We start from the raw sequence: 11,707 nt of genomic DNA, 5'->3' as shown, positions 1-11,707 counted from the left end.
TGACCGCATCAACGACGCCGCTTTCCCCGACCATGACGACAGCAGCCACGCCGAAAAGCCGGGCCGACACCAATCTGGTGCGCGTGCTCGTCGTCGACGATGACGAGCGAAATCTGCGTGCCATCGCCAGCGTGCTGGAGGACGTGGCCGAGATCGTCACCGCCCGCTCCGGCGAGGATGCACTGCGGCATTTGCTGCGCGACGAATTCGCGGTGATCCTGCTCGACGTCTATATGCCCGGGCTGGATGGCTACGAGACCGCCGCGCTGATCCGCACGCGCGAACAGACGCGACGGGTGCCGATCGTGTTCCTGTCGGCGGTGAACAAGGAAGTCGAACATCTGCTGCGCGGCTATTCGATGGGCGCGGTGGATTATGTCTTCAAGCCGGTCGATCCGACGATGTTGCGATCGAAGGTCGCGGTGTTCGTGGATCTTTATGCGATGCGTAAGGAGATCGAGCGCAACGCCCGCGAACAACAGCGGCTTCTCGACGAGAATCTGCGGGCGAATACCGAGCGTTTTCGTGCCGAGCAGCAATTGCGAGTGACCGAGCAGCGTCAGGCGGCGATTATCGCGTCACTGCCGATCACCCTTTATCTCGAGGGGATCGACGAGGCGCCGCGAACCCTCAAATATGCCAGCGAGAATTTCGTGACGCTGACCGGCTTCACCCCGGATCAGATCGGCAATTCTGCAGAAACATGGGCCGAGCGGCTTCATCCGGAGGATCGCGAGCGGGCGGTGTCGGCGCTATCTGCGCGGCGCGACAGCGGCACTCACTCGGTCGAGTATCGGTGGCGCTGCGCCAACGGGCAGTACCGGCATTTCCTCGATCATTCGGTGCTGATCTGCGACGCGGACGGCGCCCCGGCGGAATATGCCGGGACGCTGCTCGACGTCTCGGACAGGCGAGAGCTGGAAAGCCAGCTCAACCAGATCCGCAAGATGGATGCGATCGGCCAGCTCACCGGCGGCATCGCGCATGACTTCAACAACCTGCTGGCAGCGGTGCTTGGCGGCATGAGCATGATCGAGCGGCGGATAACGCTCGACGAGGAGCAGAAGCGGCTGGTCGACATGATCCGCCACGCTGCCGAGCAGGGCGCGGGGCTTGTCCGGCACCTGCTCGCCTTCTCGCGCCGGCAGAAGCTGGAGCCGGCCGCCGTCAACGTGGCGGCCCTCGCCGATACGGTGGGCCGGCTGCTCGCCCACACGCTGGGCGGCAGGGTCGAGCTGGCGTGGAAGCTGGCTGACGACGCCTATGCGGTGTTTGCCGATTACGGGCAGCTCGAGCTGGCCATCATGAACCTGGTGATCAACGCGCGGGATGCGATGCCCGACGGCGGCACCGTGACGGTGGACGTGCACAATCATGTGGTGGAGACGCGGCAGGACGTCGCTGGCGTTCATCTTGCCGCCGGGCGCTATGTGATCCTGTCGGTGTCGGACACCGGCTGCGGCATCGCGCCGGAGCGCATCGAGCAGGTGATGGAGCCCTTCTTCACGACGAAGCCGGTCGGGAAAGGCACCGGGCTCGGGCTCAGCATGGTGTATGGTTTCGTCAAGCAATCCGGCGGCGCCATCCGCCTGACCAGCGCGCTGGGGGTCGGGACATGCGTCGAGCTGTGGTTGCCGGCGGCGGCGGCGGAAGCGCTGGCGCCGGCCGCGGAGCCGGCGGTGCCCGTGGCGGTCGAGGAGGCGGCGCGCAGCAATCTCAGGATCCTGCTGGTCGACGACCATGATGGCGCCCGCGCCGCCACGGCCGCGATGCTTCAGGATCTCGGCCATCACGTCTCCGAGGCCTGCGAGGGGTCCGCCGCGCTGGAGCTGTTCCGTGAGCAGCCGGAGGCGTTCGATGTCGTCCTCAGCGACTATGCCATGCCCCGGATGTCGGGGGCGGAGGTGGTGCGCGAATTGCGGCTGCTGCGGCCCGCGCTGCCGGCGATCATCATCACCGGCTACGCCGAGCCGAATGCCGATCTGATGCGCGGGCAAGTCCCGGTGCTGGTCAAGCCGTTCTCCGCGGCGGCGCTCGGTGCAGCCGTGGAAGAGGCGGGCAAACGCAGGTTGTGACCGTGACCATCGGCTAAGCGACGTGCACGGCGGGGCCGCGGCCCCCGGCTGTGGACGGCGACCCGATGGCGAGCGTCAGGCAGCCAGACGGATTCGCTCCGCGAAGACCGGCTCGTTCGGCGGTGGGGCCGACACCGGCTGCGCGGGCGCCCGGACGAGGCGGTCGTAAATCCCGGCTTCGTCCTTCGGCGAGAAGAAGAACGGGTAGAGCGAGCGGGAGCTTGGTTGATCCTGGGTGGCGGCATGGCAGTTGATCTGCTCGCGGATGGCGGCGACCTTGAGCCACATCAGCTGGGCGGGTGCGTCGACGCCCTCGTTGGTACGCACCGCGCCGAGCCGCTGGAAGCCGAGCATCGCCTCGTAGAAACGGACGTGGCGCGGATTGACCTCGATCAGCAGGTCGGTGCAGCCATGGGTGCGGTGGCCGTAGACGAACACGATGTGGAACAGCGCGGCCATCAGCTCCCGGGACTGGACGGCGGGATCGAAGGCGAACTTGGTCAGCTCGCACAGCTTGACGCCGGGCAGATCGCGGAACGCGTCCAGCTCATCCTTGAAGGCGCGGTCGGCAGCGAGGCCTTGCGCGGAGTCGACGGCGAGCGTGATCGTGCCGACCACCTCCTCTTCGACTTCGGCCGTGAAGGTCATGTGGTTGGCGTCTTCCGCGATGCGATGGCTCGAGCCATAGCCGCGCCACGCATAACGATCGTTGATGAGGTCGCACGCTGCCTGAATCTTCTCGGTGGATTCGACGAGGCGGACCGAGACGTTCTTCAGTTTCCCGGATATCTCGAGCTTGCGGAGCCGGATCGAGCGAACCGATTGATGCGGTTCGTCCTGGTGGATGTTTTCCCGAGCGCTCTGCTCAAGCTGACCGTTCCAATTGAAAGGCATTGCTGGCCTCGCTGTAAAAAGTCATTTGATGGGCGCTTCAGCCGCAGGAGATGTCGCAACCTCGAGCGTCGAGCGGGTCGGTGCAGGCGACTGCGCCGGTCAGGGAACGGAAAGCGGCAAAGCCGCGATCAACATGGCCGACAGGATGCGGCGAACAGCATCGAACGACCCGAAACACCATGAAAAGTGGTGCGCATGACCAGCCCTATTCGGTAGCCCCGCAACCTCGGCAGTGCCGAGGCCGGAGGATTTGCGTCCGCCATCGCTGGCGGTGTGCCGTTAGCGAAGGACGATCGCGGCCAGCTTGGAAGCCGGCAGGCGTCGCCATCCGCTGTTGCGCGGGCATCCACCCACACGACGTTGCGAAGGCGCATTTTCCGGGCGGTCTCCCGACCGGTGTTCCTGCGCTCGTTGCTTGTGCGGACCCGTTTATCCGGGCCTCGGGCGGGCTGAATTGGCTCGCTCTCTATGTCCCTAGAATTAGCGATTCGCGGCTAAAGAATGGTTAACGGCCGCGGCTGCCGACTGAACATTCCATTGCTGGCCGTCGGCGCAACGCGGGCGCGGCGGCAGGCTTCACGAGGCGTCGGAGCCGGCCGCACGAAGGAGCTCCAGCGTCTTCGGATCCGGCGATCCGCACCACCGCTCCAGCGCCGCCTGAAACCGTCGGCGGTGGCTCGCTTCGGCGAAGAGGGTGAGGGACGAGCGAAGCTTCATCGCGTCGATGGCGCCGAATATCTGCGGGGCGGAGGTGCCGGCCAGATCGTCGAGGGCGGCGACGCATTCTGCATAGCGCGGGCCGAGCTGGGGATGGTCAAGATAGGCCCGTGCTTCCGCCAGTGAACGGATCGCGAACCGCTGGGCCATGTCACTGGCGCCCAGGCCGGCCAGCTGCGGGAAGATGAACCACATCCAATGCGATCGCTTGGCGCCACTGCAAATTTCCGCGATGGCCGTCGCATAGGTGGCGTTCTGCGCTTCGACGAACCGATTCAGCTCGAACGGATCGCGTGCGCCCGGCGGCTCGGCTTTGCTCACCCCTTATGATGCCCGTCGCACCGGCCGAGGCCAAGCGGCCTTTGCGCGTCCTGCCGCCTATCACCCTCTCGAAACCCGTCCGGCGCGAAGCAAATCGCAGGGGTGGGAGCCACTTCCACCGTCGGGACGTTCGACCCGGATGCGATGGAGGCACCGGCAATGGCCAATTTCATGTTCGCGACCGGCATCGAGAACAGCATTCCGACGATCAACGATGGCCGCACCCGCGTCGACCAGATGGAGGTTTGCGGCCATTATCGGCGTTGGCGGGAGGATTTCGACCTCGTTGAGGAGATGGGCATACGCTATCTCCGCTTCGGCCCGCCGCTGCACCGGACGTTCCTCGGTCCGGGCCATTACGACTGGGAGTTCGCTGACCTGACGCTGAACGACCTGCGCGAGCGGGACATCACGCCGATCGTCGATCTCTGCCATTTCGGCGTGCCGGACTGGATCGGCAATTTCCAGAACCCGGATTTTCCGATCCTGTTCGCCCGCTATGCCGCGGATTTCGCCGAGCGCTATCATTGGGTGCAGCTCTATACGCCGGTGAACGAGATGTTCATCTGCGCAGTTTTTTCCGCCCAATATGGCTGGTGGAACGAGCAGATGCAGGGCGACAAGTCGTTCGTCACGGCGCTGAAGCACATCGTCAAGGCCAACGTGATGGCCATGCAGGAAATATTGAAGCGGCGTCCCGACGCCATCTTCATCCAGAGCGAAAGCTCGGAATATTTTCATGCCGATAGCCCTTCGGCGATCGGCCCGGCGGAGCGGATGAACTCCAAGCGTTTCCTAAGCCTGGACCTGAACTACGGTCGCCGGGTCGATAGTGAAATGTATGAATATCTTCTCGACTGCGGCATGACCAAGGAGGAGTATCATTTCTTCCTCGGAAACAGGCTCAAGCAGCACTGTATCCTTGGGAACGACTATTATTGGACGAACGAGCATCGCGTTCACGCCGACGGCCACACCTGCGCCTCGGGCGAGGTATTCGGCTATAGCGAGATCACCCGCCAATATTATGCCCGCTATGGCCTGCCGGTGATGCACACCGAAACCAACCTGCGCGAGGGGCCGAATGGCGACGAGGCGGTCAACTGGCTGTGGAAGGAATGGGCGAACGTCCTTCGCCTGCGCAATGTCGGCATCCCCACCGTGGGCTTCACCTGGTATTCGCTGACCGATCAGGTGGACTGGGACACGGCGTTGCGCGAGCAGAACGGCAATGTGAACCCGCTCGGCCTCTACGACCTCGATCGCAATATCCGTAAGGTCGGCGAGGCCTACAAGCAGTTGATCCGCGACTGGCGCGACGTGCTGCCGGCCCAGAGCGTGTGTCTGGTCGTGCCGGTGGTGCAGCCGTCCCACGCCGGCCGGGTCGACGCGCGCGAGCAGGAGGCGACGGCGGCGCGGATGGCCGCCCGTCCGGTAGCGCAGACGGCCAGCGCCGACGAGGTCGGCCGCTGACCGCGGCTCAGGCGGCGAGGCTGGTTTCGCCCTCGATCCGCTCGAACGTGCCGATCTCCGCGATGACGGGGCGGGTGGGCCGGGCGACACGCGTATAGCGCGCGTCGACGGCGGCTTCCTCGGCGTTCAGCGGGCGCATGTAGCTGACCGAAAAGCGCCGGCCGAACACGTCGTCGCCGCGCATGCGAAGCTCGGCATCGGCGCCGGGCGGCAATGTTTCGCGGAGCGCCGAAAGGGTGGCGATCATCTCGTCGAGCGACACGTGGTCGGAAAGCTCGATATAGTCGCGGACATATCTGGTCATGTGCGCAGCCCCCCGGCTGCAAGGTCAAGCTGGAGCCTCTGATGGGGCCAGTATCGCGCTCATCCCTGTATTTTTGATTAACCCGAGGCAGTTATGCGATGGGCCGCGCGGTCGCGGTCGCGGTCGCGGTCGCGGCCTCGTGCCGGACGGGGGGCATGCGCGATGTCATCGCTCGGTGGCGCAAAGGTTGAGCGAAACTAGCTCCGCGTCTTCGAATTGCGCACGAACCGCGCCAGTTCGGCGACCGTGTAGCGTTGGTCGGCACTGTCGATGGCCGTTTCCCGGCCAAGCTCCGCGAGGCTTTGCGCGTGGGCCAGCGCCTCGCGCGCCGTGTGAAATCCGGACGAGCAGTTCAGCCCCTCTCCGTCCCAGCTTACCCGCCACATCGATTGTCTCCGCCCGGGCGGGGCCGGAGTGGCCGCGCATTGCTCATCAACGCGCGGTCACGCGGAACGGCCGCCGCATTTCTGCGGCTCGACCTCAAGCCGGTCGAGCTTCGCCAGCAGGTCATCGAACAGACCGTCATCCGCAACGGGGCGGTGGCCGACAAAGGCTGCGCCCGACATGGCGACAGTCCGCCGAGCAACCACGCCGGACGATACAGAAGGAAATTCCAACATGACTCCACCCTCGCGGGGCGAGAAGCATTCGCTCTCAGCCGCCAGAAGCCCAGCATGTCCGGCGATACCGGTCAGACGATTGATGCAGGTTAATGTTCCAGCGGGCCAGCGCAAGCCGCGCGCGCTGTCCTGGCCGTGGGTTATATCGCGATGTCGGCGAATCCGCGGTCGGGATTTTCGCTGAGAGCGCGGCTTTCTTCCTCGGTGGCCTCCCGCTTGCGCAAGGCGATGTCATCGGCCACCGCCCGGGTACGCACCTGTCGCTCTTCCCGACCAGCGGCGATCAACGCTTCCTGGCCCCATGCCGCTGCGGCGATGGTCGAGACCCGCCGGATGTTTTCGAGCAACGTGCCTGCCGCGCGATCGCGGTGATAGGCTTGCTGAAGCCGGCAGAGATCGGAAGAGGGGAGCATGGCTTGTCCTTTGAAGAGGCGGCCGGCAGAGGTGCGGCCATCTGCGGTTAGCGGCAAATCATGCGACGCGGTGGGAACGATACGGTAAAGAAAAACCGGCCATCGAATGGAGAATGGATTTTCTTGCACAGATAATTTGGGGACTGACAGCGTCGATTCAAGGGCTCCAGGATTGTGGTGGTAAAAATAGAGAATCCCTGCCCTCAATAATGAATTCTGGCGGTTATGATTGGGACGATCATTAAAACTTCATCAGCGACGCTGTTGCGAACATCTCCTCGCTCGACCAAATGGACATAATCTGCTGAGATCGTGCGGCGTCTCGTCGCGGGTCTGGACCAGGCGCCTGCCGGTGCGTGCCGTTCGCGGGCAAACCGCGCGAGAAACGAACGCCTTAACCATCATATGCCCCATAACCCTACAAACCGGAGGCGGCGAACTCCGGGGTGGGGATTCCCGCCGAAATGCGCTATATGGGGATCGCTGAACGTCGCCTGCGACGGATATCGGGCCGGCCAGGTTCCTTGTCCCTTACGTGCCTCACGAAGCCGGAAAGCGCTCTCCTTTGCGCCTGCCCGTCCTGCCATGCTGAAAGGCCATCATGCCAAAATCCGCGATTGTCCCCTTCCTGCTCACCAAGGATGAGGAGGGGAATTTCCGCATCACGATCCGCAGCACGCGCTACAATTCGCAGAATTACCCGCTGGTGACGTCGACCATGCAGCCGCAGACGTTCAAGACGGCAACGGCCGCGCGCGCTCATGCCAAGGAGCATTTCGGCGCGCAGGCCGGCGAGTTCGCGACCAAATAGCGCGGCGTGAGGGTCCGCAATATGAGCCTGCCAGCGCCCACGGGCTATTCCGACGAGGAATTGTGGGCGTGCGCAGCCAGCCTGCTCCAGCGATGGGGCGCCCATACCGGGCAGTTCCTCGCCGATCGCATCCTGCTGGTGCCGGTCGACGATCGGAACCAGCTGCTCGCATGGATGAGCATCGAGCAGCGCGTGCAGGAGCTTTCCGGCCTTCCGCCGCCACCGCGCCTGCACTGATCCCGCCGCGCGATCGAGCGCTTAGCCTGCGCGCGCGGGAGTGCGCCAGATTGCCCGTGCGGAGCACGCCGCCCGGGGCGTGCGGCGGGGCGTGCGGAGTCATGTCGCCAGTGATAAGAGCTGATGTGAAGCGTTGCCCGTCCAGTGAGGGTGGGCGAAGTGGCGGGGGCCATTGGCAAAATCTACTATTTATGCCTAGGAAATATCATATATAATTTGCCAAAAATAAGGTGAGCATCTCACGCATGTCGAACGCTCGTGACGTCCCTCCTCCCGCCAAGCAAGGCCCGGCAAGTCCTTCTGCAAATGGGCTAACTCTCGTCGAGAGCGCTTACGAATATCTCCTCTCGATGCTGATGACGGTGAAGATCGCGCCCGGCGAGCGCATCCGCATCGATGCGGTTGCCCGCCATCTCGGCATCTCGCAGACGCCGATCCGGGAGGCGCTGAGCCAGCTCGAGGCGGAGAAGCTGGTCTACAAGGTGACCAACGTCGGCTACCGCGCCAGCCCGCAAATGTCATCGGAGGAGGTGCACGACCTCTACACGCTGCGCCTGCTGATCGAGCCCTATGCCGCCGCGCGCGCCGCCGAGCGCATGGACGACGATGACCTCACCACGCTGCGCCAGGTGCAGGCGGACATGGACGAAAAGGTGGAGAGCAGCGGCCGCGGCGTCGCCCGATTCGCCAATGCCGATACCGAGTTTCACCGCATCATCGCGCGCGGCAGCGGCAACCGCCTGATCGAGGAGACGATCGAGCGGTTGCACGCTCATCTCCAGATTTTCCGCTCGCTCTATCAGAGCAAGATGCAGCCCAAGGTCGTGGCGCAGGAGCATCGCCGCATCATTGCCGCGCTGCTGGCGCGCGATCCAGCGGCCGCCGAGAAGGCGGTGCGCGAGCACCTCATCTCCTCCCAGCGGCGCATGGATCGCGGGTCGGCCTAGGACCGCCGTCGCGCCCCGCCGCGGCGGTGCCGCGCGCCGCGCTTATCCTATAGGATCATACGTGAAGTCCCTTGACGGACACTGGGCCACGTCTTACGCCTGCAGTCCGGATCATATATGATATGAACAAGGTCTGGAGGGGATTTCCATGGGAGCTGCACGATCGGCGGGATGGGCAAGCTGCGGGCTTGCCGTCCTGCTCGCCACGGCCGCCTGCGCGCCGTCCGCCGACAAGGCGACTCCGTCCGACACGCTGGTGCTGCGTGATTTCACGCTGATCGACGGCACCGGCCGCGCGCCCGTCGCCGGGCAGGCGCTGATCATGGCCGGCGGCCGGATCAAATGGGTCGGCCCGGTCGCGCAGCTCAAGGTGCCCGAGGGCGCCACGGTGCAGCCGCTCGACGGCAAGTTCATCATGCCGGGGCTGATCGACAGCCACGTCCATCTCGGTCTGGTCAATGGCATCACCCAGGATCTGAAGTACCAGACGACGGAAAATATCGAGCAGCAGCTCAAGACCTATGCCGCCTATGGTGTGACGACGGTGCAGACATTGGGCACCGAGCAGGACCTGATCTTCCCGATCCAGAAGCTGCGCGACGGCCGGCCGCAGATGGCGCGGGTCTACACGGTCGGGCGCGGCGTGGTGTACAAGGGCAGCTATGGCGGCGTGCCCGGGCTGGAGCAGTCCGTGGCGACGCCCGAAGAGGCGCGCGCGATGGTCGACGCCCAGGCGGCGAAGGGCGCGGACCTCATCAAGCTGTGGGTCGATGACGAGTTCGGCCAGCTGCCGCTGCGCATGCCGCCGCCGATCAGCACCGCCATCATCGACGAGGCGCACAAGGACGGCAAGAAGACCGTCGCCCACATCTTCTACTATGATAATGCCGCCGAGCTGGCGCGCGAGGGCATCGATGCCTTCGCCCATTCGGTACGCGACAAGCCGGTGGACGATGCGCTGATCGCGCAGATGAAGGCCGGCGGGGTATGGCAGATGGCGGCGACGCTGAGCCGCGAGGCCTCGTTCACCTATAAGACGCTGCCATTCCTCGACGATCCCTTCTTCTCGCGCGCCGTGACGCCGGCGGTGCTCACCGAGCTGGCCAGCCCGGAGCGGGCGGCGAAGCTCGGCGCGGCGCCGAACTTCCCCAAATATGGGCCGACGCTGCAAATGGCGCTGGCCAATTTCGGCCGCGAGGCCAAGGCCGGGATCCGCTATGGCATGGGCACGGACAGCGGGCCGAGCGCACGCTTCCCGGGCTATTTCGCCCATTGGGAGCTGGAACTGATGGTCCAGGCCGGTGTGACTCCGCTTCAGGCGCTGACGGCAGCGACCAGCGCCAATGCCGAGTTCATGGGCGCCAAGGACGTCGGCACGATCGCCCCCGGCAAATGGGCGGACCTGCTCGTGCTGGATCGTGATCCGACCGCCGACATCCGCAACACCCGGGCGATCGACGCGGTCTATGTCGGCGGCAACAAGGTGCCGACGATCTGGCAGACCTGCACCGGCCGGCCGGCCAATGCCTGCGGCCCGCGTCCGTGAGCGACACCGCCCCGCCCGCCGCACGCGCGGCCGCCGCGCTGGCCGGACTTGCGCCCAGCCGCACCCGATACAAGGTGCTGGCGTTCGTCATCGCGGCCTATTTCATCACCTATATCGACCGCGTGCTGCTGTCGGTGTCGGCGCCGTTCATCGAGCGCGACCTCGGCCTGTCGACGATCACCATGGGCTGGGTGCTGTTCAGCTACAGCATCGCCTATGCCGCCTTCCAGATTCCGGGCGGCTGGTTCGGCGACAAGGTCGGGCCGAGGCTGGCGATGACCTGCGTCGTCATCTGGTGGTCGGTGTTCACGGCGCTGACCTCGCTTACCTGGTCGGCGATGTCGATGGGCGTGTGCCTGTTCCTGATCGGCATGGGCGAGGCGGGCGCCTTTCCGATCGCCAACCGCGCCCTGTCGCGCTGGATGCTGCCGTCCGAACGCGCGCTGGCGCAAGGCGCCACCCATGCCGGTTCGCGGCTGGGCAGCACGCTGACCCCGATCATCGTCGTCGGGCTGGTCGGCGTCTCGGCGCTGACCTGGCGGCTGCCGTTCCTGATTTTCGCGGCGGTCGGCATCATCTGGGCGCTGCTGTGGTATCGCTATTACCGCAATTCGCCCGCCGATCATGCCGGCGTCAACGAGGCGGAGCTGGCGCGAATCAATGGCGCGCTCGGCATCTTCAAGAAGGGCAAGCGCAAGGTGCCGTGGGGGCAGATCCTGTCCAACCGGCAGATGTATGTGCTGGGCGCGATGTATTTCTGCTACGCCTATGACATCGGCGTGTTCCTGAGCTGGTTCCCAAAATATCTGAACGCGGCGCGCGGCATCGATCTCGCGCAGATGGGATTTTACGCCAGCGTGCCGTTCCTCGCTGGCCTGGTCGGGGACATCACCGGCGGCGTGGTGTCGGACGAGATCCTCAAGAAGACGGGCAAGCTCGCCTTCGCGCGGCGCATCGTGTCGGTGACCGGCTTCTGGATTTCGGCAGGCGCGGTGACGCTGGCGGCGTGGGTCGATGACCCGGTGGTGTCGATCTGCTGGTTCGCGCTGGCGCTGTTCGCGCTGGAGCTGACGGTCGGCGTGTCATGGGCGGTGACGCTGGATGTCGGCGGCGAGTTCGCCGGCTCGATCTCGGCGGTGATGAACACCGCGGGCAACATCGGCGCCGCCATCGCGGTCGCGGTGACGGCGCGGCTCGCCACGGATCATGGCTGGGGCTCGGCGTTCGCGGTGATTGCGGCATTGGCGGCGGTGGCTGGCGTCCTGATGCTGTTCGTCGATCCGTCCCGCCGCTTCTATCGCGACGAAGCGGGCGCATGAGCGGCGCCCGGCTCCGGATGAATGGTTTGC

The 11,707-nt window shown here is 65.1% G+C and carries 13 protein-coding genes and 1 riboswitch; of the genes, 7 read left to right on the top strand and 6 right to left on the bottom strand.

The features are described from left to right. The first annotated feature begins 32 nt into the window (after positions 1 to 32). Entirely contained in the window at positions 33 to 2,075 is a 2,043-nt protein-coding gene (locus KOF26_RS06775) for a response regulator (RefSeq protein ID WP_216322223.1), read from the top strand. 75 nt (positions 2,076 to 2,150) lie between these two features. On the opposite strand, the gene KOF26_RS06770 is transcribed toward KOF26_RS06775, so the two are convergent. Both KOF26_RS06770 and KOF26_RS06765 read right to left on the bottom strand, forming a co-directional pair. Then, complete coding sequence (locus KOF26_RS06770; RefSeq protein ID WP_216322221.1) at positions 2,151 to 2,969, bottom strand: GNAT family N-acetyltransferase; 819 nt, start codon at positions 2,967 to 2,969, stop codon at positions 2,151 to 2,153. Positions 2,970 to 3,177: 208 nt separating this feature from the next. After that, a riboswitch (cyclic di-GMP riboswitch) is annotated at positions 3,178 to 3,257 on the bottom strand. 288 nt (positions 3,258 to 3,545) lie between these two features. After that, positions 3,546 to 4,007 (bottom strand): DUF1810 domain-containing protein, encoded by a 462-nt coding sequence (locus KOF26_RS06765; protein ID WP_216322219.1) that lies wholly within the window; start codon positions 4,005 to 4,007, stop codon positions 3,546 to 3,548. Positions 4,008 to 4,109: 102 nt separating this feature from the next. Between KOF26_RS06765 and KOF26_RS06760 the strand changes: the two genes are divergently transcribed. Next, positions 4,110 to 5,480, top strand: coding sequence for a family 1 glycosylhydrolase (locus KOF26_RS06760; protein ID WP_363181978.1), 1,371 nt, complete (start codon positions 4,110 to 4,112; stop codon positions 5,478 to 5,480). A 7-nt stretch (positions 5,481 to 5,487) separates the two neighbouring features. Here KOF26_RS06760 and KOF26_RS06755 read toward each other — a convergent pair whose 3' ends face one another. The 4 genes from KOF26_RS06755 to KOF26_RS06745 all read right to left on the bottom strand — a co-directional run bounded on the left by KOF26_RS06755 (position 5,488) and on the right by KOF26_RS06745 (position 7,024). Then, complete coding sequence (locus KOF26_RS06755) at positions 5,488 to 5,784, bottom strand: hypothetical protein (protein WP_216322218.1); 297 nt, start codon at positions 5,782 to 5,784, stop codon at positions 5,488 to 5,490. A gap of 197 nt (positions 5,785 to 5,981) precedes the next feature. Next, complete coding sequence (locus KOF26_RS06750; RefSeq protein WP_216322216.1) at positions 5,982 to 6,170, bottom strand: hypothetical protein; 189 nt, start codon at positions 6,168 to 6,170, stop codon at positions 5,982 to 5,984. A 57-nt stretch (positions 6,171 to 6,227) separates the two neighbouring features. Further along, the gene (locus KOF26_RS17295) at positions 6,228 to 6,350 is read right to left on the bottom strand and encodes a hypothetical protein (protein WP_301183119.1); all 123 of its coding nucleotides are present in this window, start codon (positions 6,348 to 6,350) and stop codon (positions 6,228 to 6,230) included. Positions 6,351 to 6,544: 194 nt separating this feature from the next. Beyond that, positions 6,545 to 7,024, bottom strand: a complete 480-nt coding sequence (locus KOF26_RS06745; RefSeq protein ID WP_216322214.1) for a hypothetical protein — start codon at positions 7,022 to 7,024, stop codon at positions 6,545 to 6,547. Between the two features lie 394 nt (positions 7,025 to 7,418). Between KOF26_RS06745 and KOF26_RS06740 the strand changes: the two genes are divergently transcribed. From KOF26_RS06740 to KOF26_RS06720, 5 genes are all read left to right on the top strand, one after another. Further along, on the top strand, positions 7,419 to 7,628 hold the full coding sequence (locus KOF26_RS06740) for a hypothetical protein (protein WP_216322212.1): 210 nt from the start codon (positions 7,419 to 7,421) through the stop codon (positions 7,626 to 7,628). A gap of 21 nt (positions 7,629 to 7,649) precedes the next feature. Next, the gene (locus tag KOF26_RS06735; RefSeq protein WP_216322210.1) at positions 7,650 to 7,865 is read left to right on the top strand and encodes a hypothetical protein; all 216 of its coding nucleotides are present in this window, start codon (positions 7,650 to 7,652) and stop codon (positions 7,863 to 7,865) included. Positions 7,866 to 8,110: 245 nt separating this feature from the next. Then, positions 8,111 to 8,812 carry a GntR family transcriptional regulator gene (locus KOF26_RS06730; protein WP_216322208.1) on the top strand — a complete coding sequence of 234 codons (702 nt, stop codon included), beginning with the start codon at positions 8,111 to 8,113 and terminating at the stop codon, positions 8,810 to 8,812. A gap of 148 nt (positions 8,813 to 8,960) precedes the next feature. Further along, positions 8,961 to 10,358 (top strand): amidohydrolase family protein, encoded by a 1,398-nt coding sequence (locus tag KOF26_RS06725; protein ID WP_216322205.1) that lies wholly within the window; start codon positions 8,961 to 8,963, stop codon positions 10,356 to 10,358. Continuing rightward, complete coding sequence (locus tag KOF26_RS06720) at positions 10,355 to 11,677, top strand: MFS transporter (protein ID WP_363181974.1); 1,323 nt, start codon at positions 10,355 to 10,357, stop codon at positions 11,675 to 11,677. Before KOF26_RS06725 ends, KOF26_RS06720 begins: the two co-directional genes overlap by 4 nt. Positions 11,678 to 11,707 lie beyond the last annotated feature (30 nt).

It is taken from the genome of Sphingomonas quercus (genome assembly GCF_018863195.1).
Classification (GTDB): Bacteria; Pseudomonadota; Alphaproteobacteria; order Sphingomonadales; family Sphingomonadaceae; genus Solisphingomonas; species Solisphingomonas quercus.
The sequence above is the reverse complement of the archived record's forward strand: the minus strand, read 5'-3'. Positions and strand labels throughout refer to the sequence as shown.

Coding starts and splice junctions, on each gene's coding strand:
- KOF26_RS06730 (WP_216322208.1), top strand. CDS start 8,111: ATGTCGAACGCTCGTGACGTCCCTCCTCCCGCCAAGCAAGGCCCGGCA.
- KOF26_RS06735 (WP_216322210.1), top strand. CDS start 7,650: ATGAGCCTGCCAGCGCCCACGGGCTATTCCGACGAGGAATTGTGGGCG.
- KOF26_RS06770 (WP_216322221.1), bottom strand. CDS start 2,969: ATGCCTTTCAATTGGAACGGTCAGCTTGAGCAGAGCGCTCGGGAAAAC.
- KOF26_RS06740 (WP_216322212.1), top strand. CDS start 7,419: ATGCCAAAATCCGCGATTGTCCCCTTCCTGCTCACCAAGGATGAGGAG.
- KOF26_RS17295 (WP_301183119.1), bottom strand. CDS start 6,350: ATGTCGGGCGCAGCCTTTGTCGGCCACCGCCCCGTTGCGGATGACGGT.
- KOF26_RS06750 (WP_216322216.1), bottom strand. CDS start 6,170: ATGTGGCGGGTAAGCTGGGACGGAGAGGGGCTGAACTGCTCGTCCGGA.
- KOF26_RS06725 (WP_216322205.1), top strand. CDS start 8,961: ATGGGAGCTGCACGATCGGCGGGATGGGCAAGCTGCGGGCTTGCCGTC.
- KOF26_RS06775 (WP_216322223.1), top strand. CDS start 33: ATGACGACAGCAGCCACGCCGAAAAGCCGGGCCGACACCAATCTGGTG.
- KOF26_RS06755 (WP_216322218.1), bottom strand. CDS start 5,784: ATGACCAGATATGTCCGCGACTATATCGAGCTTTCCGACCACGTGTCG.